Source organism: Brotaphodocola sp., assembly GCF_983179755.1.
The window spans coordinates 19,605-42,837 of sequence record NZ_CFAHBC010000020.1; the positions used below are offsets into that span (position 1 = coordinate 19,605).

The window sequence follows — 23,233 nt, forward strand, 5'->3', positions numbered from 1 at the left end:
CAAAGTGCCTCCTTCTACTTTTGCTGACCGCGAAACCATCGGTTCAGCTTTGCCATCGCTTCTACCAGACTCTCCGTTTCTTCCTGTGTCAGATTCTCCAAAATGGCATTGATCATCTGATGATGGAATTCTTCATGGTGTCGGTAGGCCTTTCTTCCCTTTTCCGACAGAGAGATGTAGACCACTCTCCGATCCTCCGTTCCGCGCTCTCGATTCACATACCCCTTCTTCACAAGGCTGTTCATCGCGATTGTCAGCGTTCCGACTGTCACCGACAGCTCGCGTGCTATCGTTGACATATTTTTAGGCTCATCCAGTCCGATCGCCTGAATGACGTGCATATCATTATTGGTAATATCTTTATATTCCTGCGTGATAATCGCTTTCTCCTCCAGGTCCATCACATCCCGGAACAAATTTACCAACGCATCATTCAGAGTCGCATAAGTATCCACAATTTTCCCTCGCTATCCATGAAGACTAGAGCTTCTTCCTGATTATACATGATTTTATTTTTTTCGACAACAGCCAGATTGTTATAAAATCCTTACATCTCTGTGATTTTTTTGTGAACCACCCATCAAATCAGCCTTGTTTTTTTCGATTTCCTGTCATGGAATCGTCATGAAATCATCACAGAATCACCGCGTAACCCACAAACTCGCGATAATTCCGGCAAGCGTCGCCACAAGAGCACCTGGTAGCGTCCACCCCGTCTTTCTGATCTTTACCGCCCCAAAATAGACGCTGATGCAGTAAAAGACCGTCTCCGTACTGCTCATCAGCACCGAACCCGCCATTCCGATCCTTGAGTCCGGTCCAAACGTCTCAAACAGGTCGAGAAGAAGTCCGGTTCCTGCGGAGTTTGAGACAAGGCGGACAAGCGTAAGTGGGATCAGCTCTCTCGGTATATGCAAGATTCCTGCGATTCCCTGAAGCTGTCCTGCGATTGCATCGAGAAATCCCGATCTTCGCAGAACTCCGACGGCGATCATCAGACCGACGAGAGTCGGCAGAATCTCCGCCGTCATCTTCATTCCATCCTTTGCTCCACCAAGAAAATCCTCAAACACCGGACGGCGGGCGAGCACGGCGAAGCCGACAATATATCCGACTGTAAGTGGCAGAATCATCTGAGAAATCCACACAAGCATCACTCTCACCTCCCGGAAATTTTCTGCATGATTTTGCAGAAAATCACAGCGGTCAGCGTGGAACACGAGGTCGCTAAAAGCGCCGGTCCGATGACTGCACCGGGATCAGGCGAACCGTACTGGCTCCGGTACGCAATCATACTCACCGGAATCAGTTGGAGAGATGAGATATTCAGCACCAGAAACGTACACATCGCATTCGTCGCCCTCCCGTCCCTCTTCTCATCCAGCTCCTGCATTGCGAGAAGCCCCGCAGGTGTGCTTGCCATGCCGAGTCCGAGCACATTGGCGACGATATTAACTGCAATCGGAGCGCGTGCCGGATGATCCGGTTTCAGATCCGGGAAAAGGAAATTTAAGAGCGGATTCATTTTCTGTGTAAACCATTCCAAAAGTCCCGCCTGCTTCCCGATCTCCATGATTCCGCACCAGAACGTCATCATTCCGAGCATAGTAATACCCAGAGCCACCGCATCCTGTGCAGATTCGATCAGACCCTGGGTTACCTCTCCTAAATTCCCGCAGACCGCTCCAAAGAGTAATCCCGCAAGAATCATAAAACTCCATAAATAATTCAGCATATGCAAATCCTGACACTTTGATCTCCCTAAACTTTATGAAGAAATCTCAGGCGACAGAACTTTAAGTCCATTCCACTCGCTTCTCTTAGATTTTCTAAATTCCTGCGAGATCACGCATCACTGCGTCCACCGTCTCAATGCAGTCACAACGGTAGGCATTGCTTCCGCAAAACAGAAGTGCCTCCGACAATTTACCCTCGGCTGCATTCGAGAGTGCCTTCGTGATGCAGTATGGAATATCCGCCGGATTGCAGTGTTCCAGACACTGATAGCAGTGCGTAATCTTTGCCTTTTCCCCGCGCGCCTTGCACTCGGTGATCTTGTCAAGAAACGTATTTTTAATCGCGCGTCCCGGCATTCCGACCGGACTCTGCGTGATCACGATGTCTTCCTTCTTTGCATCGATATATGCCTGCTTATAAGCCATCGGAGCGTCGCATTCCTCAGTCGTCACAAAGCGCGTTGCAACCTGAACGGCATCTGCGCCGAGATCCATCGCATGCATCACATCCTCATGCGTGTAAATGCCACCGGCAATCGCCACTGGAATGTGTTTTTTGTACTTCTCGGCAAACTGGGAAATTACTTTCATGATGCCACGAATTTCCTCGTCATATGCACTCTGATTGTAAGTATCCGGAACATCTGCAGTGTCTGCGCCGTACTTGCTCAGATCCTCCCTTGAGAATCCGAGATGACCGCCCGCAAGTGGTCCCTCAATCACGACAAGATCCGGAACTCGCTTGTATTTGCGATCCCAGAGTTTGCAAATGACGGAAGCAGATTTTGCCGTTGAGACAATCGGTGCAATCTTCGTCTTTGCGCCTTCGACAAACTCCGGCAGAGACACTGGAAGTCCTGCACCGGAGACGATGATATCCGCCCCTGCTTTTACTGCTTCCTTGACGTACTGCGCATAGTTTCTCGTCGCAACCATGATGTTGAATCCGAGAATTCCCTTCGGTGCAATCTGGCGCGCTTTCTCAAACTCACTGCGGATTGCCCGCATATTTGCCTCCATCGGTGCTTTCAGAAAATCAGGGTCCTGAAAGCCGATCTGAGCGGTCGAGATCAATCCGACACCGCCCGCTTTTGCAACTGCTCCTGCAAGTGAGTGAAGGCTGATTCCAACTCCCATTCCTCCCTGAATAATCGGGATGCTTGCAGTCAGATCCCCGATCTTCAACGGTTTTAACATTGTCATATCTTATGTTCTCCTTACATGCCCCGGAAACGGTCATAGCGCTGATTGCGAATCTCTTCTGCGGTCAGACCCTCGTATTTTCTGAGGAAGTTTTTCATCTTGTCTGCCATCGTCTGTGCAAGCATCGGAAGCGTATCCTCATTCGCCGGATTTTCCTCCGGAATAATATCCTCAATCAGTCCGCGCTCATAGAGATCCTCCGCTGTGATCTTCATCACGCGCGCAGCATCCGGTGCCTTCTTACTGTCCTTCCAGAGAATTGATGCAAATCCCTCCGGCGACAGAATCGAGTAAATTGCATTCTCCATCATCCAGACTTCATTTGCAACTGCCATCGCAAGCGCTCCACCGCTTCCGCCCTCTCCGATCACAATCGAGAGCACCGGAACGTTCAGCGCTGACATCTCAAACAGATTTCTCGCAATCGCCTCACCCTGTCCGCGCTCCTCCGCCTCAATTCCGCAGAATGCACCCGGCGTATCGACAAAGCAGATGATCGGGCGACCAAACGTCTCTGCCTGCTTCATCAGGCGCAGTGCCTTGCGGTATCCTTCCGGGGACGGCATACCAAAGTTGCGCTTCAAGTTGTCCTTCGTCGTCTTTCCCTTTTGCTGACCGATGACCGTAACCGGAGTTCCGTGAAAACTCGCGATTCCGCCGACAATCGCACCGTCATCTCCAAAGTAGCGGTCTCCGTGGAATTCCATGAATCCGTCAAAAATTGCATGGATGTAGTCGAGTGCGGTCGGGCGATGACTGTCGCGGGAGAGCTGAACCATATCCCAGGCACTCTTTCCACTGTTGTTCCATTTTTTTCCGGACTCTTCCACGGTGTTATCCACATCTTCCACAGAGGTTGTGGAAATGGTTGTCTGAGCCGTCTCCGATTTTTCTTTTTCCGGTTTACAGTGCAGTTTCAAAATCTGTGCGAGAACCTCTCTCTGCTGGTCACGCTCGACGATCTGATCGACGAAGCCGTGCTCAAGAAGAAATTCTGCTCTCTGGAATCCCTCCGGAAGTTTCTGACCGATTGTCTGCTGAATGACGCGCGGACCGGCAAATCCGATCAGCGCACCCGGCTCTGCGAGAATAATATCTCCGAGCATTGCAAAACTTGCGGTCACACCGCCGGTTGTCGGATCTGTCAAAACGCTCACAAACAGTTGTCCTGCCTCGTGGTGACGCTCAAGCGCTGAGGATGTCTTTGCCATCTGCATCAGGGATACAAGACCTTCCTGCATGCGCGCTCCGCCAGAGCATGCAAACAGAATCACCGGAAGTTTTTCCTTCGTTGCCCGCTCAACCATCTGAGTGATTTTCTCGCCGACGACATGACCCATACTGCTCATCATGAAACGCGCATCGCAGACACCGACAGCAGTCTCAAATCCATCGATCCGTCCCTTACCGGTGACAATCGCCTCATTGAGTCCGGTCTTCTCTCTTGCGGATTCGACTTTCTTCTCATATCCCGGAAAATCTAATGGATTCGAGAATGGCATCTCCTGATTCCACTCCTCGAAACTGCCCTCGTCCAAAAGCATTTCGAGACGGCGGTATGCATGCACGCGGAAGTATCCGCCACATTTCGGGCAGATGTAAAAGTTATTCTTTACATCCTCGACATAGATCGGCTGTCCGCACTTGTTGCACTTGCGCCAGAGTCCCTCCGGAATCGACGGTTCCTCTTTCTGATGCTTGTAGTGAGAATCGATAATGGTATAAGTTTTTTTAAACATATTTCTGAGCATAGCAAATTACCCTGTCCTCTCCAGAGTGCATCCGAAAACTCCTCTCTCCGGCAATTTCCGGTCACCCTCTACTCCCGGCAGTACTGCGGGAAATAAGTGGGAATGAAATCCGTGTCCACCTCTCCGTTCTGATAAGCCTCGTTATTCAGAATCTCGTACTGGAAATCCAGATTCGTATCAATTCCCTCGATAATCAGTTCTCCGAGCGCGCTTCGCATCTTGGCGATCGCCTCCGCGCGGTCCCGCCCGTGAACGATCAGCTTCATCAGCATCGAATCATAGTTGGCAGGAACTTTATAGTCATTGTAAATATGAGTATCCACGCGGACTCCGTTTCCTCCCGGAACGTGGATATTCGTGATTGTGCCCGGGCACGGCATGAAGTTTCGCTCCGGGTTTTCCGCATTGATTCGACACTCGATCGCATGACCGCTCACATGAATGTCTTTCTGTGAGACGCTCAGGCGCTCTCCGCTTGCAACGCGAATCTGCTCTTTGATCAGGTCAAGATCGGTCACAAGCTCGGTCACCGGATGTTCAACCTGAATTCTCGTGTTCATCTCCATGAAATAGAAGTTGCGGTTTTTATCAAGCAAAAATTCGATCGTGCCGGCATTCTCGTATCCGACTGCCTTTGCAGCGCGGACAGCGGTCTCGCCCATCTTCCGTCTGAGTTCGTCGGAGATTGCGACGGACGGGGATTCCTCGAGAACCTTCTGGTGACGGCGCTGAATCGAGCAGTCACGCTCTCCGAGGTGAACGACATTGCCGTACTTGTCCGCCATGATCTGAAATTCTACGTGGCGCGGTTTCTCGACGTAGCGCTCCAGGTACATCGTGTTGTCCGAGAAACCTTTGATTGACTCTAACTGGGCGCTCTCGAAATTCATTGCAAAATCGTCCTCGCCCCAGGAGACGCGCATGCCCTTTCCGCCACCTCCGGAGGATGCCTTGATCATCACCGGAAAGCCAATCGTCTTTGCCATCTCAAGTGCCTCTTCCACGGTGTAGACTGGCTCTTTAGAACCCGGAACAACCGGAATTCCCGCCTCGATCATCGTCTTTCTCGCCTCGGACTTGTTTCCCATGCGGTTGATGATGTCTGCGGATGGTCCGATAAATGCAATGTTGCACTTCTCGCACAGTTCTGCAAAACGGGCATTCTCGGAGAGGAATCCGAAGCCCGGATGGATTGCCTCCGCCTTCATGGCTACGGTCGCGGACAGAATCCGCTCCATATTTAGATAACTCTGTCCCGCCGGTGCCGGACCGATGCAGATTGCTTCATCTGCAAGCAGGGTATGCAGGCTGTCGCGGTCTGCCTCTGAATAAACTGCAACCGTTTTGATTCCCATTTCCCGGCACGCCCGGATAATTCTCACTGCAATCTCGCCCCGGTTGGCGATTAAGATTTTCTCAAACATGTTTCTCCCTCGATCTCGATTCTTTGATTCTGTTCCAATCTAAATTACCGCACATTCGTGTGACTTTCGTATATCGTTTACGCACCTACAACGAACGTAAGCTCTGCGGATACTGCAACCTTGCCATCTGCGTTTGTTGCGACTGCCTTGCCGACACCAACCGGTCCCTTGCGTTTGATAATCTCGCACTCAAGTTTCAGGCGGTCACCCGGAAGTACCATCTGGCGAAATTTTGCATTGTTGATTCCACCGAAGAATGCGGTCTTTCCCTTGTTCTCCGGAAGGCTTAAAATTGCGACTGCGCCAACCTGTGCAAGTGCCTCGATCATCAGTACACCCGGCATAACCGGCTGTCCCGGAAAATGACCATTGAACTGTGGCTCATTAAATGTTACAGACTTATATCCAACTGCACGCACACCCGGCTCAAGCTCATCGATAAAGTCGATCAGCAGGAACGGATGACGATGCGGAATGATCTCCTGAATTTCCTTAATTCCCAGTCTCATGACTTTGTATCTCCCATCTAACTAAAAAATACTTTTTCAGATTTATCGCCTAATCAATTTCCGATAAAATAAAATTATTTAGCGAATGCGGAATAACGGCTGACCGTACTCTACGACATCCTCATTGTTTACGAGAACTGCCTCGACTACGCCATCATACTCACTCTCAATCTCGTTCATCAGCTTCATTGCCTCGATAATGCCGAGAACCTGACCCTTTTTCACGGTGTCACCGACCTGGACGAAAGCGTCTGCCTCCGGGCTTGCACTGCTGTAAAATGTTCCGACAAGCGGAGAAAGAACGACTTTATCTGATCCGATATCGAGCGTGTCTTCCTGAGTGGAAGTGCTCTCTGAGCTCTGCGCCGGTGCACTCTGCATGGCTGGAATCTCCGGCTGAGCCATCGGAACTGCCATCGGACTCATCATCTGCGGAGCTGGCTGAGAAATCACAACCGGAGCAACCGGAGCCTGTGCGACGTTTTTCTTCTTTTTCTTCTTGAGGATCAGCTTCTGATTCCCCTCCTCATAAGAAAAGCTCGTCAGACCATTCTCAGATACTGCTTCAATTAATTTTACAATCTCATCAATCGTCATGATCTGTCTCCTTATGCCTCAAATTTCTTTACAAGCAGGGTTGCGTTGTGTCCGCCAAATCCAAGGGAATTGGAGATTGCACAATTTACCGGCATGGATACACCCTCGCCCTTAGTGTAGTCGAGATCGCACTCCGGATCGTCATTCTCAAGACCTGCGGTTGCATGAACGAAACCTTCCTGAATGGACTTTACACAGGTGATGAACTCAACACCGCCTGCTGCTCCGAGCAGATGACCGATCATCGACTTCGTGGAGTTGATCTTAACATCTTTTGCGTGATCGCCGAGTACGAGCTTGATTGCCTTCGTCTCGAACAGATCGTTGTGATGAGTGCTCGTTCCGTGTGCATTGATGTAATCGACATCCTCCGGCTTCATTCCTGCATCTGCGATTGCGTACTCCATTGCCTTTGCTGCACCGCTTCCATCCTCTGCCGGGGAAGTGATGTGGTATGCATCACAGGTTGCACCGTATCCGCTGATCTCTGCATAGATCTTTGCTCCGCGTGCCTGTGCATGCTCTAAGGACTCGAGAACAACGATTCCTGCGCCCTCACCCATGACAAAACCGTTTCTGTTTATATCAAACGGCATGGATGCATGCATCGGGTCCTCAGAGGTGGAAAGTGCGGTCAGAGCAGTAAATCCAGCCACACCGATCGGGGTGATGCTTGCCTCAGTACCACCTGCGATCATAACCTCAGCCTCGCCGTGCTGAATCGAGCGGAAAGCCTCACCGATGGAGTGAGTTCCGGTTGCACATGCAGTTACGACATTGATGCACTTACCCTTGAGACCGTACTGGATCGAAACATTTCCTGCTGCCATGTTGGAGATCATTAACGGAACGAGAAGTGGATTTACACGGCTCGGTCCTTTCTCAAGCAGTTTCTTGTGCTCACGCTCAACAGCCTGAAGGCTTCCGATTCCGGAACCCACGCTGACACCAACGCGGAACGGATCTTCCTTCGTCATGTCGATTCCGGAATCCTCCATTGCCTCTTTGACTGCTGCGACAGCGAACTGGCTGAAACGCTCCATTCTTCTTGCAGCCTTCGGTTCCATGTACTGCTTCGGATCAAAATCCTTTACCTCACCTGCCAGCTTTGCCTTGTACTCGGCAGTATCAAATGCGGTAATCGGACCGATTCCGACTTTTTTCGCCTTCAGACCATTCCAGAATTCTTCTACACTGTTTCCGATTGGGGTGATTGCACCCAGACCAGTCACGACTACTCTTCTGCTCATAAGGGACTCTCCTTTTCTATCTCTGCATATCGTTTATTTTTGTTTCGTTCTATTTTTTATTCGAGCGGTTACATTTTCCATTCAATGATTTCGCCAGATTCCAATGGCTTTTTGCTTACATGTGCATTCCGCCGTCCACGCTGATCACCTGTCCGGTAATATAGCTTGCATCATCCGATGCGAGGAAGGCAACCGTCTTTGCGACATCCTGAGTTGTACCGAATTTCTTTAACGGGATCTGCGCTACCATTGCCTCCTTCACAGCGTCGGAAAGTACATCGGTCATCTCGGTCACAATAAAGCCCGGAGCAACCGCATTGCAGGTGATTCCACGGCTTGCAAGCTCTCTTGCCACACACTTCGTCATTCCGATTAAACCAGCCTTGGATGCGCCGTAGTTTGCCTGACCTGCATTTCCCATCAGACCGACAACAGATGCCATGTTGATGATGCGTCCGGAACGCTGTTTGAGCATCTGGCGGGAAACGTGCTGCATGCAGTTGAATGCACCCTTAAGGTTTGTATCCATAACTGCATCAAAATCAGCCTCTGTCATCTTCATCAGAAGACCATCGCGGGTGATTCCTGCATTGTTGACGAGAATGTCCACACGACCATATTTCTTGACAACTGCGCTGAGCATCTCGCCTGCGGATTCAAAGTCGGAGACGTTGCACTGCATTGCCTCTGCGCGTCCCCCTGCCTCCTCAATCTCTTTTACGACTTCCTCAGCCTTCGCGGTGGAACCGTTGTAATTGACGATCACCACAGCACCCTTTGAAGCCAGGGTCTTTGCGATCTCTCTGCCGATTCCACGGCTTGCGCCGGTCACTACTGCAATTTTATCCGTCAGCATGTTATTCCTCCTGAGCGCTCAGCGCCTCAACTACTTTCTGCACATCCTCAAGTTTCTCTACATTGTAGACTTTTGCGCTTCTGTCGATCTTTCTCATGAAGCCTGCAAGTGTCTTTCCCGGTCCGATTTCGATGAAGGTATCCACACCGTCAGCGAGCATCGTTTCAACGCTCTGCTGCCATCTGACAGAGGACGATACCTGCTTTGTCAGGAGCGGTTTTACCTCATCTGCCTCGGTTACATAGGCAGCCGTCACGTTTGCAACATACGGAATCTGTGGCTTGTGAACCTCAACTGAAGCAAGAACCTCGCCGAGCTTCTCACCTGCGCCTGTCAGCATCTTGGAGTGAAACGGTCCGCTCACATTCAGCATGATCGTACGCTTTGCTCCGGCCTCCTTGAGCTTCTCACATGCAGTCTCAACCGCTTCCTTCTTTCCGGAAATTACGATCTGACCCGGGCAGTTGTAATTTGCAATCTGAACCCCGTCAATGTCTGCAATCACTTCCTCAATTGCAGAAGCATCCATTGCAAGAACCGCAGCCATCGCACCCTGTCCAACCGGAACAGCCTCCTGCATCAGGATTCCTCTCTGACGTACCGTCGCGATCGCGTCCTTCTCGCTCATCACGCCTGCCGCATAGAGTGCACAGTACTCACCCAGACTCAGACCTGCAGTCACATCCGGCTTCACACCGTTCTCTTCCAGCACCTTTGTCATTGCAATACTCGTCGTCACCATCGCTGCCTGTGTGTACTCCGTGATGTCCAGTCTGTCATTTTTCTCAAAGCACAGCTCCGGTAAGGAGAATCCAAGAATCTCTGTTGCCAGATCAAAGACCTTTTTTCCTGTCTCGGTCTGCTCGTAGAAATCCTGTCCCATTCCGCAAACCTGCGCTCCCTGTCCCGGGTAAATAAATGCGATTCTGCTCATGTTCTGCTCCTTTTCTCTTACTTATGTCCCAGCAGTTTCTCTGTCTGAGCCATCATCTCTTCGATCATTTCCTTACAGGTCTGCTCTTTTGCTACCATTCCTGCAATCTGTCCTGCCATAACGGTTCCATTCTGCACATCGCCCTCCTGAACAGCCTTGCGCAGAGTTCCGAGAGTCAGGTACTCAAGCTCCTCAAAGCTCTTGCCCTCGTTCTCCAACTTGAGGTACTCTCTCGTCATCTGGTTTCTCAAACAGCGAACCGGATGTCCATGGGTTCTTCCGGTTACGGTGGAGTCGATATCCTTTGCCTTTAAGACGCGATCCTTGTAGTTCTGATGAACGGTACACTCTTTTGCTACGAGGAAACGGGTTCCCATCTGAACTGCCTCAGCGCCCAGCATAAATGCTGCTGCGATTCCTCTTCCGTCTGCGATACCGCCTGCTGCGATAACAGGAACGGAAACAGCGTCAACAACCTGCGGAACAAGTGTCATCGTCGTTGCCTCACCGATGTGACCGCCGGACTCGCATCCCTCTGCAACAACTGCATCTGCGCCGTATCTCTCCATGCGCTTTGCAAGTGCAACCGATGCAACAACCGGAATTACCTTCACGCCTGCATTCTTCCACATATCCATGTATTTGGACGGATCACCTGCACCGGTCGTTACAACTTTTACGCCCTCTTCGACAACTACCTTTGCCACGTCAGCTGCATATGGGCTCATCAGCATGACATTGACACCAAACGGTTTGTCCGTCACTTCTTTTACTTTTCTGATATAATTGCGGACAACCTCTGCCGGAGCATTTGCTCCGCCGATCAGTCCAAGTCCGCCGGCTTCTGATACAGCTGATGCAAGATGATTCTCTGCAACCCATGCCATTCCGCCCTGAATAATCGGATACTCAATTCCCAATAACTCTGTCACTCTCGTTTTCATGCTGTTTCCTCCATATGGGAATCGCGTCAGCCCGGCGTTTCCCGTATATAAAATCATTTATTGCTGTTCACGCCTTACGCAAACAGAAACGGATTTATTTTCCTGTTCCGTGTCGCTGTCCCAGCGAAACATTTTTCATTGCACAGGATCACTTCCGCACCGCTACTGTTCACACCTTGCGTAAACAGAAACGGATTTATTTTCCTGTGTAATGAAAAAGAGTCCGCTTACGGACTCTCACACCGGAATGCAGAGGCGAGTCTTCTCACCTCCGCACCGTCTTCTCCAATGTAAGGACGCTTACGCCTCTACGCCTTTGCCCTTGAGGTAGTTCATAACATCGCCTACGGTCAGAAGGTTCTGAAGATCCTCAGACGGAATCTCTACGGAATACTCATCCTCGAGAGCCATTACCAGCTCGAATAAGTCGAGGGAATCTGCACCCAGATCATCCTTGAAGGAAGTGGTCTCAGTGATGCTGTCTGCATCTACGCTCAGCTGGTCTGCAATAATCTCTTTCATCTTCTCTAACATAATTTCAATCTCCTCTTCATTTATCATTTTAATTTTTTTAATAACTTTATTTTACTACCATTCCAGAAGCACAGCGCCCCAGGTCAGTCCGCCTCCGAATCCGGCGAGAACAATCTTGTCTCCCCGCTCAAGTTTTCCCTCTCGGTTCAACTCATCGAGAAGAATCGGCACGGTCGCACCGGAAGTATTTCCGAAACGGTCGATGTTCATCGGCACCTTCTCAAGTGGCTGTTTCAAACGCTTTGCGACAGCCTCGCAGATCCGGTAATTTGCCTGGTGCAGAACGAAATATTTGATCTCGTCTATGCTCGTTCCCGACTCATCAAGTACCTGCCGAATGCACTCCGGAACTTTCTTTACCGCAAATTTGAAAACTTCCTGTCCATCCATCTGGATGTATCCAAACTCCGGTGTCTTTCCGTTAAAAACATTTCCATCCGTTCTGGCGGTGCAGGTAAGTACCTGTCCGCGTGCCCCATCTGATCCCATTACCATGTGGATCACTCCGGTCTCTCCTGCCTGAATAACGGCAGCTCCGGCACCGTCACCGAAAAGAACGCAGGTTCCTCGGTCTGTCCAGTCCGTCAGCTTGCTTAAGCAATCTGCCCCGACAATCAATGCTGTCCGGTAAGTTCCGGAAGCAAGAAATGCATGAGCCGTGCTCAGTGCAAATTCAAATCCGGAGCAAGCTGCGCTGATATCAAATGCGACCGCATTTTTTGCTCTGATCTCAGCCTGTACCTCACAGGCTGTACTTGGAAAGCAGTGATCCGATGAGGAAGTGGCCAGAATAATCAGGTCCAGTTCCGATGCATCGATTCCCGCATCTGCAAGCGCACGCCGTGAAGCCTCCGCTGCCATAAAACTGGTTCCCTCATCCATCGCTATCCGCCGCTCATGGATTCCTGTTCGCGTGACGATCCACTCATCATTCGTATCTACAACTTTTGCCAAATCCTCATTCGTTACAACCCGTTCCGGCACATAGGAACCGGTTCCAATCACTTTGCTCGTCATCGTCTGTTCTCCGACTTTATTTTTACTTTCAAATGTTTTGATATTCAAAGTATTCATCTGGTATTCTATATAAAGAAACGGGTTTTGTCAAGAAAATTTTTTCGACAAAACCCGTACATTCCAGAAGACTATTTTATTTTTTTAACCTCGTTCAGGAAGTTCCTTTTAAATCTCAGCTTCCTTCACATACCAGTAGAGCAGTTCCACCGTATCCACGACATCTCTCACATCGCACACCTCATAGGAATGTACATAGCGCATCGGGATCTGGATTCCTCCGCTCTTGATTCCACCGTTTAACGTCTGCATGAAGCTCGCATCGGTCGCACCCGCTGCATACGCCTCAATCTGATACGGAATCTCATGCACCTTCGCAATCTTCTTCATATCGCGCACAAGATCTCTGTTTGCAAGGATGCCACCCACACCACTGCTGAGCTTATCCATCACCTTAATCGAAGTTCCGCGTCCAAGTTCATTAATATAACGGCTCTCCGACACACCCGGAATATCGACAGCAAGGCTCATATCAAGCGCAATCGCAATGTCCGGCTTGATCCGTGTCGCCGCAGTGATCGCACCTCTCGCACCGACCTCCTCCTGTGTGGAGAAGAGTGCATAGACATCCGGCACATCCTTATCACCGTTTAACAGCTTCACAACTTCCAGCAGAATAAACACAAGTGCACGGTCATCAAGTGCCTTTGCACCGACTCTGTGCTTTCCAAGGAAGATCACCGGATAGCAGATCGAAATCGGATTGCCCTCCTCGATTCCCATCTCGAGAACTTCCTCACGGCTCTCCGCTCCAACCTCAATGTAAAACTCCTGAGCAGACTTCGGCATCTCAGAACAACGGTCCGGGCGACCCGGATGAAGAGACTGCACGATTCCATCGACATGACCAGTCTCGGTCTTAATGATCACGCGCTTTCCGAAAAACTGCTGTGGCGCAATTCCACCGAGCGTCTCCACCCACAGAAAACCATTCTTGTCAATGTGACGGATAATCAGTCCGATCTCATCCATATGAGCGGAGATCAGCATGCTTCCCTTCTTATTGCCCTTCTTGTAAGCAATCAGATTTCCCATCACATCATCAGACAGCTCCACATCATATCCTGCCATCTGCTCTCTCAGCAGATCCGCAACCTCGTCCTCAAATCCAGACGGTCCAACCGCATCACACAGCGGTCCAATCAGCGCGCGAAAATCGGCTTCAATCATACTGCGGTCTAATTTCATATCCTCTACTTCCCTTCTTTTTATTTTTATCTATTTGATCGTTTATTTTCTGTACAGGGCTTCTTTTGCATCATACTCTATATACATTGATATACTGCTTCTTGAGTACTATCCTTGGAAACTTTTTAATTATGTTTGCATGACTTACTTCACCGGAGGAGCCGTACTCATACTTACACTTGTATCCATACCCATAGCCCAAAAACTACTCCGCCTGAAATGCCCTCTCAAACTGATCGAAATCCATCTTCTTTCCGATCTCCGGAATACTTGCAAGCAACAGCTTCGTATAATCATTTTTCGGATTCTCAAAGATCTCGTCTCTCGTTCCCTCTTCCACGACATGCCCCTGATACATCACAAGCACACGATCCGCAATATGCTTGACAACTCCGAGATCATGAGAGATGAAAATATAAGAGATATTCATCTTCGCCTGAAGCTCTTTTAAGAGGTTAATAATCTTCGCCTGAACCGACACGTCAAGCGCCGAGACCGGCTCATCACAGACAACGATCTCCGGTCTCAGAATAATCGCGCGCGCGATTCCGATTCTCTGTCTCTGTCCGCCCGAAAACTCATGCGGATAGCGATCTGCGAAATCCTTGTTCAGCCCGACCATCTCCATCGTGTCGAGGATCAGCTTCTCCCTCTCCTCCTCCGTCTTGTAGACATGCTCAATATCAGCCGGCTCTCCGATAATATCCCGCACTGTCATACGCGGATTTAAAGAGCTGTACGGATCCTGAAAAATCATCTTGATGTTTCTGCGCGCCTTTTTGAGATCTGCACCCTTTAACTTGAGAAAATCCTGTCTATTTAAAATGACCTCTCCGTCCGTCGGCTCCACAACGCGAAGCAGAGACTTGACTGTTGTGGATTTTCCACATCCGCTCTCGCCAACAATCGCAAGCGTCTCTCCACGATGAAGCTCAAAACTGACTCCATCCACAGAGCGAACATACTCTTTTTCTCCGAACAGTCCTTTGCGTCCGACCATGTAGTACTTCTTCAGATTCTTGACCTGAAGAATTGTCTCTCTTTCGGATTTTTCATTCTCTTCAAACTGATTCTTTCCAGCCTCACTCATCCTTCTCCCTCCTCCCCGATTTTCTTTTTATTTTCAATCTTCGTTTCACTTGTATCTGTCGCCTTCATCTCTCTTCGCTGTGCATCCCCGCCCTGCTCATAGAGGAAGCAACGAACTCTGTGACCGTCTGCCTCCACAATCTGCGGGCGCTCACTGCGACAGCGATCCGTCGCGTAAGCACATCTCGGTGAGAAGATGCATCCCTTCGGAAGCTCATAGAGCATCGGCACATTTCCCGGAATACTCTCAAGACTGTCTTTCTTCTCATTCATTTTCGGAATTGCTGCCTGAAGTCCCTGCGTATATGGGTGAAGCGGTCTTGTAAAAATCGCCTCCGCCTGTGCATACTCTACAAGCTGTCCGGCATACATCACCGCCACGCGATCCGCCATCTGGGAGATGACACCCATGTCGTGACTGATAAAAACGACAGACGTCTTCTTCTCCTTCTGAAGACGACGAATCAGTCCCAAAATCTGCGCCTGAACCGTCACATCAAGAGCCGTCGTCGGCTCGTCACAGATCAAAAGTTCCGGGTTGCAGACGAGCGCCATCGCAATCATGATTCTCTGTCTCATTCCACCGGAAAGCTGTGCCGGCACTTCGCCGTATACTTTTTCCGGTCTCTGGATTCCTACTGAGCGAATAATCGAGATCGCGCGCGCTTTCGCCCCCGCGCGTCCGATTTTCTCATGTGCAACGATCGTCTCCACAATCTGACGACCACAGCTCATCAGCGGATTCAAACTCGTCATCGGCTCCTGAAAGATCATCGAAATTCCTGTTCCGCGAATCCTTCTGAGTTCCTTTGCGCTCATCTTTGTCAAGTCCTGTTTCTCGTCTCTTCCGAAGAGAATCTCACCGCCGGTAACTTTTCCCGGACGTGCGACAAGACCCATGATTGCGGAGGCAAGCATGCTCTTTCCACATCCACTCTCCCCGACGATTCCAAGCGTCTCTCCTGCTCTGAGTGTCAGGTTCAGCCGATCGATAACCGGAAGTTCCCCGCGCTCTGTGAAGAGCCGTACATCCAGATCTTTTATCTCAAGAATATTTTCTCTCTCCATATTCTCCATCCTTTATTTTCCCATTCTGTTTCTGTTATTCTGTTCACTCTGTCTTTCGACTTCTATTTTTTCGATCTTCATTCTCTCGATTTTTATTCTTTGGATTTTCATTTCTCAATTTTATATTTTTTACTTTTTGCTTTTATCATTTTGCGCCTTTGCCAGTTCGTTTTTGCCAGTTCACTTTTTTATTATTTAATTCTTGCGAACTTGCAACTTGCATTCTTGCCCGATGACTTATTTGCGCATTTTCGGATCAAGCACATCGCGCAGACCATCACCGAGCGTGTTAAAAGCAATTACAGTGAGAATGATGAAAATTCCCGGAAACAGGCTGTAATAGGTATTGGTACGGATAAAAGTCTGAGCACCGGAAATCATTGACCCCCAGCTCGCTGTCGGGCTCGGAACACCGAGACCGAGATAGCTCAGACTCGCCTCCGTCAGAATTGCAGACGGGATACCGAGCGTACAGGAGACAATCAGCATTGGAATGCAGTTCGGGAACAAGTGCTTTAAGATGACACGCAGATTGCTTCCTCCGTCAATCCGGCACGCCTGAATGTACTCCTGCTCCTTGAGCTGAAGCACCGTACCGCGAATCAGACGCGCGGTGTTTGCCCATGACAGAAATCCAAGTGTCAGATAGAGGTTCATGATTCCGGAACCCAGCGCATACATCAGCGCCATTGCAAACAGCAGTGCCGGGAAACTTGAAAATACCTGAATCAGGAAAGAGATCACATCATCCGTCTTCTTTCCAAAATAACCGGCGCACACACCCATGAAATATCCGATCACAGACGCGATCAGCTGAGAAACAATGCCGACACTCAGCGACACGCGGCAGCCGTAGAGACAGCGCGTCAAAATATCTCTTCCGAACTCATCCGTTCCAAAAGGATGCTTGGAACTCGGAAACAGAAGTTTATCTGCAAGCACCTGCTTGTTCGGATCATACGGCGTCAAAACCGGCGCAAAAATGGCAGAAACCACAAGTACAATCAGAATCAGCAGAGACAGAACGGCAAGTTTATTTTTCCAGAACAGCTTCAGGCTCTCGGAATAGTAATTCTTTTTTCTCATCAGCTATTCTCCTTTCGTCAGGCGGATGTTCGGGTTAATCACCGCATAGAGCACATCCACAATAAAGTAAATCAAAACACAGATAGCGGCAACATAGATGACACCGCCCTGAACAAGCGGAATGTCACGGCGATGAATTGCGTCGATCAGCAGTTTTCCGATTCCCGGAATGTTAAATACATTCTCCGTGATCATCGAACCGGTCAGCAGAGCACCGATATCCGTACCGATAACTGTGATGATCGGAACAAGCGCATTCTGGAAAATATGAATCAAGATGATCCGACGCTGATAGAGTCCCTTTGCATACGCGGTCTTCACAAAATCCTGACCCATAACTTCAAGCATACTTGCTCTCGTAATTCGGGAAATCGATGCCGCATATCTTGTTCCGAGTGCAAGCGACGGAAGCACATATCCGATCGGACTGGAAACTCCCGAAACCGGGAAAATGCTGAATTTCAGACCTACATAAATCTGCAAAAGAATTGCCACCCAGAAAGACGGGGCAGAGATTCCAAATGCGGAAATGCTCATCAGAATCCGGTCAATCGGGCGATCATGATAGACAGCTGCCAGAATTCCGGCAGTCAGACCGAGAATCAGCGCAACGATATAGGCAGCTGTTGCCATGATTGCGGTGTAATGAAACGCCTGAAGAATCAGTGTCACAACCGGTTTTTTCTGGAAATAACTCGTTCCCATATTTCCGTGCAAAAGATCTGTCAGCCAGTTGATATACTGAACCGGAAGCGGGGCATCCAGTCCCATCTGTGCTTTTACCTGGGCAATTTTGTCGGCATCTGCAAACTCTCCGAGCATCGCTGCCACCGGATCACCCGGAATGACATTCAAGATAAAGAATGTGATCAGCGAGATCGAGAAGATAATTCCAACTGCGAGAAATGCCCGTTTGATAATGTATCGAACCACTCTCTTCTTCCTCCTTTTACGACAAATATACAGCCAAACAGCCGACGCACAATGCGCCGGCCGGGGCTGTATACTCATCAACTAATTACTCATCAATTTGTATAACTTCATATAACTCAGAATCACGCACCAAGTCCTTGCAATTATCGACTTGATTTCAAAATAATTTGCTCAGTTACTTAGTTCTGTGCAGACGGATCAACATCCACATTCCAGAAGTGGTAAATCAGGTTGCCGACCTTGAAGTCCTTGACATACGGCTTTGCGATGAACTGGCTCTGCGGATAGTAGAGCGGGATGCATGCATAATCTTCCTGAGAGAGAATCGAATCTGCCTGCTTGTACAGGTCAGCGCGCTCATCCTCGTTTGTAGACTTTCTTGCATCATCTAACAGCTTATCAAAATCTGCGTTGTCATAGAAGACACCCTGTGCATTGGACTTGCTGGAGTAGAAATAGTTGTACATCTGGAAATCTCCATCCGGATACAGAGCATTCCAGGTAGAACCGGTCAGCGGAATCTTTCCTGCTGTTCTGTCAGAGTTGTAAGTTGCATTATCTACAACCGTCAGATCAAGGGTGATTCCAACCTCTGCAAGGTATCCCTGAATTGCAGAGTAGACAGCCTGATCTGCCTGACGAACCTCGGAAGAAATCGTGATGCCGTCACCATAGCCTGCATCTGCAAGCAACTGCTTTGCAGCCTCCGGATCATACTCATAAACAGAGAGGGAATCATCATGTCCCGGAATTCCGTTGTTCAGGTAGGAAGTTGCCGGAATGCCTGCGCCGTTGAGCACTGCATCGACAAGCTCCTCACGGTTGATTGCCAGAGAGATCGCCTTTCTGACATTCACATCGCTTAAGTAAGCATCCTTGAGGTTCATGGAAATGAAGGAAGTTCCCAGCGGATAATATGCAGTGATCTCATCTGCGTACTTATCCTTGTACTGGCTCAGCAGGCTTGCATTTAAGTCTGCCAGATCGATATCACCGTTCTCGTATGCGATCAGCTTTGTCTGGTCATCATCGTAAAACAGAATCTGCAACTCATCAAGGTTGACATCTCCGCCATGGTAATCCTCGTTTTTCACAAGAATCACCTTCGTCGTGTCATCATTCTCCTGAATCTTGTACGGACCGGTACCGATCAGGTTTGTTCCGAGTCCCCAGTTTTCGCCTGCCTCTGTGCATGCATCCTCCGGGAAGATATCTGCGTAGGAAGTACCGAGGTTCTTTACGAACGGAGCAAATGCATAGTCCAGAGTGATTGTGAAGTGGTAATCATCCACGATCTCAAATCCAGCCAGCTCCGTTGCATTTCCGTCGAGCATGTCCTTTGCGCCCTTGATCATGTTGAAATATGCGGTGCTCTTTGCAGCGGTTGCCGGGTTGAACATACGCTCAAATGTGAACTTGACATCCTTACTCGTAAGCTCAGTTCCGTTCGTGAAATGAACGCCCTGCTTCAGCTCGAACGTATATACAAGACCATCATCGGAAACCGTCGGGAAATCGGTCAGAAGAACCGGCTCCTCGTTGTTGTCATCATCGAAACGCAGAAGGCTCTCAGTCACCTCGTCTGCAATCGAAGCAGATCTTGAGTTCGTGGAAGTCTGCATATCCAGACCCTCACCTGCATTTGCCTGTCCAAATTTCAGAACTTTCTTTGCACCCTCGCTACCTGCGGTGCTTCCAGATTCCTGTGCGGTGCCTGCATCTTTCTGGTCAGCTGTGTTTGCGCTGTCAGAAGAGGAGCCACCACATCCACTCAACGCCAGAGTTGCCACTCCTGCGGAAAGGAGTGCTGTCATCAATTTCTTTTTCATAATAGTTTTCTCCCTCTATTTTCCTATAACTTATACTTATACTTATACTTATACAAATTGTGCATTTATCATAATAAATTTTACATAGAATGTCAAATTCACGATTTTAATAGTTAGTTATAGATTTTATCTATATCTAGCACTCAGAATTTCCTATTTTCACTTCTGTTTGTCAGCTGTTTTTCGTTTGACGATTTGATTGTGCGATACTATAATAAAAGAAACAGAGAATTTTCAGATAATACAAAGAGAGGAGAAGAACTATGATTTTTTTCATTGATACAGCAAATGTAGACGATATCCGCAAGGCAAACGACATGGGAATCATCAGTGGTGTCACCACAAATCCATCCCTGATCGCAAAAGAGGGACGCGATTTCAAACAGGTGATTCAGGAAATCACCTCGATCGTCGACGGTCCGATCAGCGGAGAGGTCAAGGCAACAACCGTGGATGCCGAGGGTATGATCGCTGAAGCTCGTGAGATCGCCTCGATCCATCCGAACATGGTCGTCAAGATTCCGATGACCGCTGAGGGATTAAAAGCCGTAAAGGTACTTCACAAAGAGGGAATCAAGACGAATGTCACCCTGATCTTCTCACCAGCTCAGGCACTCCTTGCCGCCCGCGCCGGCGCTGACTATGTATCGCCGTTTCTTGGCCGTCTCGACGACATCTCCACTCCGGGAATCTCCCTGATTGAGGACATCACCGAAATCTTCCAGATGCACGGAATCGAGACCCAGATCATCGCCGCAAGCATCCGCAACCCGATCCATGTGATCGACTGTGCAAAGGCTGGCGCCGACATTGCAACCGTTCCTTATAAGGTTCTGCTCCAGATGATTCATCATCCGCTGACCGACGAGGGAATCCGCAAATTTCAGGACGACTACCGCAAAGTATTCGGAGAGTAAAAAATCTTTTTATCGTCTCCCGGACACAGATGTCCTCCAGATCTCGAACAAACGCGGATAGGCATACTCAAAAAAGTGTTTGTACGCGCTGCAAAAATAATTGACATTTGTGCTCTGTGCAGTGACCGGTTCGCGGTTTCTCCGGCAACCATTTCGGCACAGACCATACCAGGAGCAGGTTCGGCATTCGTCCGGTACCTGCTCCGACCATTTTATAAATCCGAGTGTCTCTCTCATCTTGTCCATCTGCTCAAAATCATCCGTATTCAGATTTCCAAGTTTCCACTCATCAAGCGCATAAAAATCGCACGGATAGACGCTTCCATCCGCCTCAACAACCCACTGTTTTCCGCAGGTTCCACGCATACTGCAATTCTCCGGCATCTGTCGGTTCAGAATCATCAGCAGGTTCTCAAAATATCGATTGTAGACATAGCGACCGGATTTCCAGTCGAGATACCATGCGTCAAACACATCCTTCAAAAACTGTTCAAGTCTCTGAGGGGTCAGCGAAAATTCCTGATTTCCCGGAATCTCCCCGATCGGGTCAAGGCACTCGATATACTGTTGCCAGCCAAATCCATTTTTCTTGAAAAACTCATAAATCTTCCGTCCACTTCGCGCCGTTGTCGCCGTCACGACAGTCAGAATATTGTACTCTACCCGGTATTTCTCGAGAAGGCGAATTGTGCTCATCACACGGTTGTACGTTCCCTTTCCCTGCGCATCAACGCGATACCGATCGTGAACCTCTTTTCCGCCGTCAAGCGAGATTCCGACAAGAAAACGATGCTTTGCCAGAAATGCTGCCCACTCCTCATCAATCACATATCCGTTCGTCTGAATCGCATAGCGCACACGGATGTTTTTCGGATTCGGATGCGCGCTCAAATACTCGACGAGCGACCGAAAAAAGGAAAGCCCCGCAAGCGTCGGCTCTCCTCCCTGAAACATCATCATGCATTCCCGATCCGCAAATTTCATCGCACGGTCGACCATCGCATGCATCGTCTCCTCGCTCATGATTCCGTAGGTCGCCTGCTCCCTGTTCTTCCCCTCATCCGCATAAAAGCAGTAACGACATCTCATATTGCAACTGCCTGACGCAGGCTTGATCAATAAATTTAAAATCGGCATAATTTTTCCCCTTCTTCTCCGTCCTCACTCCCCGGCGCTTTCCGCTTTCTCCACATCTCACACACAGTTTTCCACCATTTCCTCACACTTTTCCCATTCTGTCATCCGCTGTGTTCAAAACAATCCGCTATATCTCGGCTGAGGATGCAGACTCTCATAATTTCTGCAAAGCTCCATAAAGTCACGAATCGGTGCGGTCAAAAGTTTGTCTCTGTGATAGACCATATAAAAATAGCGCTGAAATTCCAATCCCTGCACATGAATCTCGCGGATTTGTCCGCTTCTCAACGGTGCTTCCACCATCCGGCGCGGAACAATTGAAATTCCAAGTCCGGAGATCACCGCATTGACCAGAGCAGTCGTGCTCGTCGCCTCCCACGAGGTTTTTAATTGGATCGAAAAAGGTTCCAGAACTTTCTCAATTGACTCCCTCGTCCCACTCCCCGGTTCCCTGAGAAGCAATCTCTGGGACGCAAATTCCTCGACTGTCATCTCCTGAATTTCTTTCGGAGATTCATCCTGAATCTCATCCGGTCTTTCCTGCTGTTTGGCAGATGCCTCCTGTCTCTGCGTCTCCCGCTGATCCTCACAGAACGAATTATACAAGTCTCGTTCTTTGGAATTTCCCGGCGCAATAATCACGAGATAATCCTCCATGTACTGCTCCGCAATCAGATGACTTTCATGCACCGGGCTCTCGACGAGCGCAATGTCCAGCTCATTGTTCAGGATTTTTTTCTCAATCCGGTCTGACGGTCCGATCAGCACCTGCGTGTCGATATTCGGGTGAGTCTTCGCATACTCCTCAACATAGCCCGGCATAAATTGCGAACCGATCGTGATACTGCTCCCGACTCTGAGAACTCCACGGCTTCCCCAGCTTTTCATTCCTTCCTCCATGTCGTCAAAGAGACCAAGAATGCGCACAACATACTCTCGAAACTGTTTGCCCGCTTCCGTCAAATAGAGTCGTTTCCCGAGACGATCAAAGAGATTGACCCCGTAATACTGCTCAAGTTCCTGAATTGCAACCGTCACCGCCGGCTGTGCCATATAAAGCTGATTTGCCGTCCGCGTCAGGTTGTTTCCATTTTCCGTCACCGCCAGAAAAATCCGCATATGCCGTATTGTCATGTCTCTGTCCGTCCCCCTCTCAATCCCCTCTCAAATTGAA

General features: G+C 49.3%; 23 protein-coding genes. 1 reads left to right on the forward strand and 22 read right to left on the reverse strand.

Annotated elements, in window-relative coordinates:
* Positions 1 to 14: 14 nt before the first annotated feature.
* From AC4EVX_RS08510 to AC4EVX_RS08605, 20 genes are all read right to left on the reverse strand, one after another.
* The gene (locus tag AC4EVX_RS08510; RefSeq protein WP_490159989.1) at positions 15 to 455 is read right to left on the reverse strand and encodes a MarR family winged helix-turn-helix transcriptional regulator; all 441 of its coding nucleotides are present in this window, start codon (positions 453 to 455) and stop codon (positions 15 to 17) included.
* A gap of 186 nt (positions 456 to 641) precedes the next feature.
* Positions 642 to 1,154 carry a spore maturation protein gene (locus AC4EVX_RS08515; RefSeq protein ID WP_177977811.1) on the reverse strand — a complete coding sequence of 171 codons (513 nt, stop codon included), beginning with the start codon at positions 1,152 to 1,154 and terminating at the stop codon, positions 642 to 644.
* A 5-nt stretch (positions 1,155 to 1,159) separates the two neighbouring features.
* Entirely contained in the window at positions 1,160 to 1,735 is a 576-nt protein-coding gene (locus tag AC4EVX_RS08520) for a nucleoside recognition domain-containing protein (protein ID WP_177977810.1), read from the reverse strand.
* 94 nt (positions 1,736 to 1,829) lie between these two features.
* Entirely contained in the window at positions 1,830 to 2,939 is a 1,110-nt protein-coding gene (locus tag AC4EVX_RS08525) for a nitronate monooxygenase (RefSeq protein WP_177977809.1), read from the reverse strand.
* A 14-nt stretch (positions 2,940 to 2,953) separates the two neighbouring features.
* Complete coding sequence (locus AC4EVX_RS08530) at positions 2,954 to 4,690, reverse strand: acetyl-CoA carboxylase carboxyltransferase subunit alpha (protein WP_308451443.1); 1,737 nt, start codon at positions 4,688 to 4,690, stop codon at positions 2,954 to 2,956.
* A 68-nt stretch (positions 4,691 to 4,758) separates the two neighbouring features.
* Positions 4,759 to 6,114: an acetyl-CoA carboxylase biotin carboxylase subunit gene (locus AC4EVX_RS08535; RefSeq protein ID WP_490159990.1), complete on the reverse strand. Its 1,356-nt coding sequence runs from the start codon at positions 6,112 to 6,114 to the stop codon at positions 4,759 to 4,761.
* 77 nt (positions 6,115 to 6,191) lie between these two features.
* Positions 6,192 to 6,623, reverse strand: a complete 432-nt coding sequence (gene fabZ / locus AC4EVX_RS08540; protein ID WP_177977806.1) for a 3-hydroxyacyl-ACP dehydratase FabZ — start codon at positions 6,621 to 6,623, stop codon at positions 6,192 to 6,194.
* Between the two features lie 78 nt (positions 6,624 to 6,701).
* A complete protein-coding gene (gene accB / locus AC4EVX_RS08545; protein WP_177977805.1) occupies positions 6,702 to 7,220 on the reverse strand; it encodes an acetyl-CoA carboxylase biotin carboxyl carrier protein in 519 nt (172 codons plus the stop codon).
* A gap of 11 nt (positions 7,221 to 7,231) precedes the next feature.
* On the reverse strand, positions 7,232 to 8,470 hold the full coding sequence (fabF, locus tag AC4EVX_RS08550) for a beta-ketoacyl-ACP synthase II (RefSeq protein WP_490159991.1): 1,239 nt from the start codon (positions 8,468 to 8,470) through the stop codon (positions 7,232 to 7,234).
* Positions 8,471 to 8,585: 115 nt separating this feature from the next.
* Complete coding sequence (fabG, locus tag AC4EVX_RS08555) at positions 8,586 to 9,326, reverse strand: 3-oxoacyl-[acyl-carrier-protein] reductase (protein ID WP_177977803.1); 741 nt, start codon at positions 9,324 to 9,326, stop codon at positions 8,586 to 8,588.
* A gap of 1 nt (position 9,327) precedes the next feature.
* Positions 9,328 to 10,260: an ACP S-malonyltransferase gene (gene fabD, locus AC4EVX_RS08560; RefSeq protein WP_490159992.1), complete on the reverse strand. Its 933-nt coding sequence runs from the start codon at positions 10,258 to 10,260 to the stop codon at positions 9,328 to 9,330.
* A gap of 17 nt (positions 10,261 to 10,277) precedes the next feature.
* Positions 10,278 to 11,204, reverse strand: a complete 927-nt coding sequence (gene fabK / locus AC4EVX_RS08565) for an enoyl-[acyl-carrier-protein] reductase FabK (protein ID WP_177977801.1) — start codon at positions 11,202 to 11,204, stop codon at positions 10,278 to 10,280.
* Between the two features lie 300 nt (positions 11,205 to 11,504).
* Positions 11,505 to 11,738: an acyl carrier protein gene (acpP, locus tag AC4EVX_RS08570; protein ID WP_177977800.1), complete on the reverse strand. Its 234-nt coding sequence runs from the start codon at positions 11,736 to 11,738 to the stop codon at positions 11,505 to 11,507.
* A gap of 54 nt (positions 11,739 to 11,792) precedes the next feature.
* Positions 11,793 to 12,755 carry a beta-ketoacyl-ACP synthase III gene (locus AC4EVX_RS08575; RefSeq protein ID WP_490159993.1) on the reverse strand — a complete coding sequence of 321 codons (963 nt, stop codon included), beginning with the start codon at positions 12,753 to 12,755 and terminating at the stop codon, positions 11,793 to 11,795.
* A 165-nt stretch (positions 12,756 to 12,920) separates the two neighbouring features.
* Positions 12,921 to 14,000, reverse strand: a complete 1,080-nt coding sequence (locus AC4EVX_RS08580) for a M42 family peptidase (RefSeq protein ID WP_177977798.1) — start codon at positions 13,998 to 14,000, stop codon at positions 12,921 to 12,923.
* 205 nt (positions 14,001 to 14,205) lie between these two features.
* Positions 14,206 to 15,090, reverse strand: a complete 885-nt coding sequence (locus AC4EVX_RS08585; protein ID WP_177977797.1) for an ABC transporter ATP-binding protein — start codon at positions 15,088 to 15,090, stop codon at positions 14,206 to 14,208.
* Positions 15,087 to 16,166 carry an ABC transporter ATP-binding protein gene (locus AC4EVX_RS08590; protein ID WP_490159994.1) on the reverse strand — a complete coding sequence of 360 codons (1,080 nt, stop codon included), beginning with the start codon at positions 16,164 to 16,166 and terminating at the stop codon, positions 15,087 to 15,089. Before AC4EVX_RS08590 ends, AC4EVX_RS08585 begins: the two co-directional genes overlap by 4 nt.
* A 228-nt stretch (positions 16,167 to 16,394) precedes the next feature.
* The gene (locus AC4EVX_RS08595) at positions 16,395 to 17,243 is read right to left on the reverse strand and encodes an ABC transporter permease subunit (RefSeq protein WP_177977795.1); all 849 of its coding nucleotides are present in this window, start codon (positions 17,241 to 17,243) and stop codon (positions 16,395 to 16,397) included.
* Positions 17,244 to 17,246: 3 nt separating this feature from the next.
* Complete coding sequence (locus AC4EVX_RS08600; RefSeq protein WP_432630650.1) at positions 17,247 to 18,176, reverse strand: ABC transporter permease; 930 nt, start codon at positions 18,174 to 18,176, stop codon at positions 17,247 to 17,249.
* A gap of 179 nt (positions 18,177 to 18,355) precedes the next feature.
* Complete coding sequence (locus tag AC4EVX_RS08605) at positions 18,356 to 20,005, reverse strand: ABC transporter substrate-binding protein (RefSeq protein ID WP_490159995.1); 1,650 nt, start codon at positions 20,003 to 20,005, stop codon at positions 18,356 to 18,358.
* A 263-nt stretch (positions 20,006 to 20,268) separates the two neighbouring features.
* On the opposite strand from AC4EVX_RS08605, the gene fsa reads away from it, so the two are divergent.
* The gene (gene fsa, locus AC4EVX_RS08610) at positions 20,269 to 20,922 is read left to right on the forward strand and encodes a fructose-6-phosphate aldolase (RefSeq protein WP_177977793.1); all 654 of its coding nucleotides are present in this window, start codon (positions 20,269 to 20,271) and stop codon (positions 20,920 to 20,922) included.
* Between the two features lie 9 nt (positions 20,923 to 20,931).
* Here fsa and AC4EVX_RS08615 read toward each other — a convergent pair whose 3' ends face one another.
* Both AC4EVX_RS08615 and AC4EVX_RS08620 read right to left on the reverse strand, forming a co-directional pair.
* Positions 20,932 to 22,059 (reverse strand): anaerobic sulfatase maturase, encoded by a 1,128-nt coding sequence (locus AC4EVX_RS08615; protein ID WP_177977792.1) that lies wholly within the window; start codon positions 22,057 to 22,059, stop codon positions 20,932 to 20,934.
* A gap of 114 nt (positions 22,060 to 22,173) precedes the next feature.
* Positions 22,174 to 23,193 (reverse strand): LysR substrate-binding domain-containing protein, encoded by a 1,020-nt coding sequence (locus AC4EVX_RS08620; protein WP_177977791.1) that lies wholly within the window; start codon positions 23,191 to 23,193, stop codon positions 22,174 to 22,176.
* Between the last annotated feature and the right edge of the window lie 40 nt (positions 23,194 to 23,233).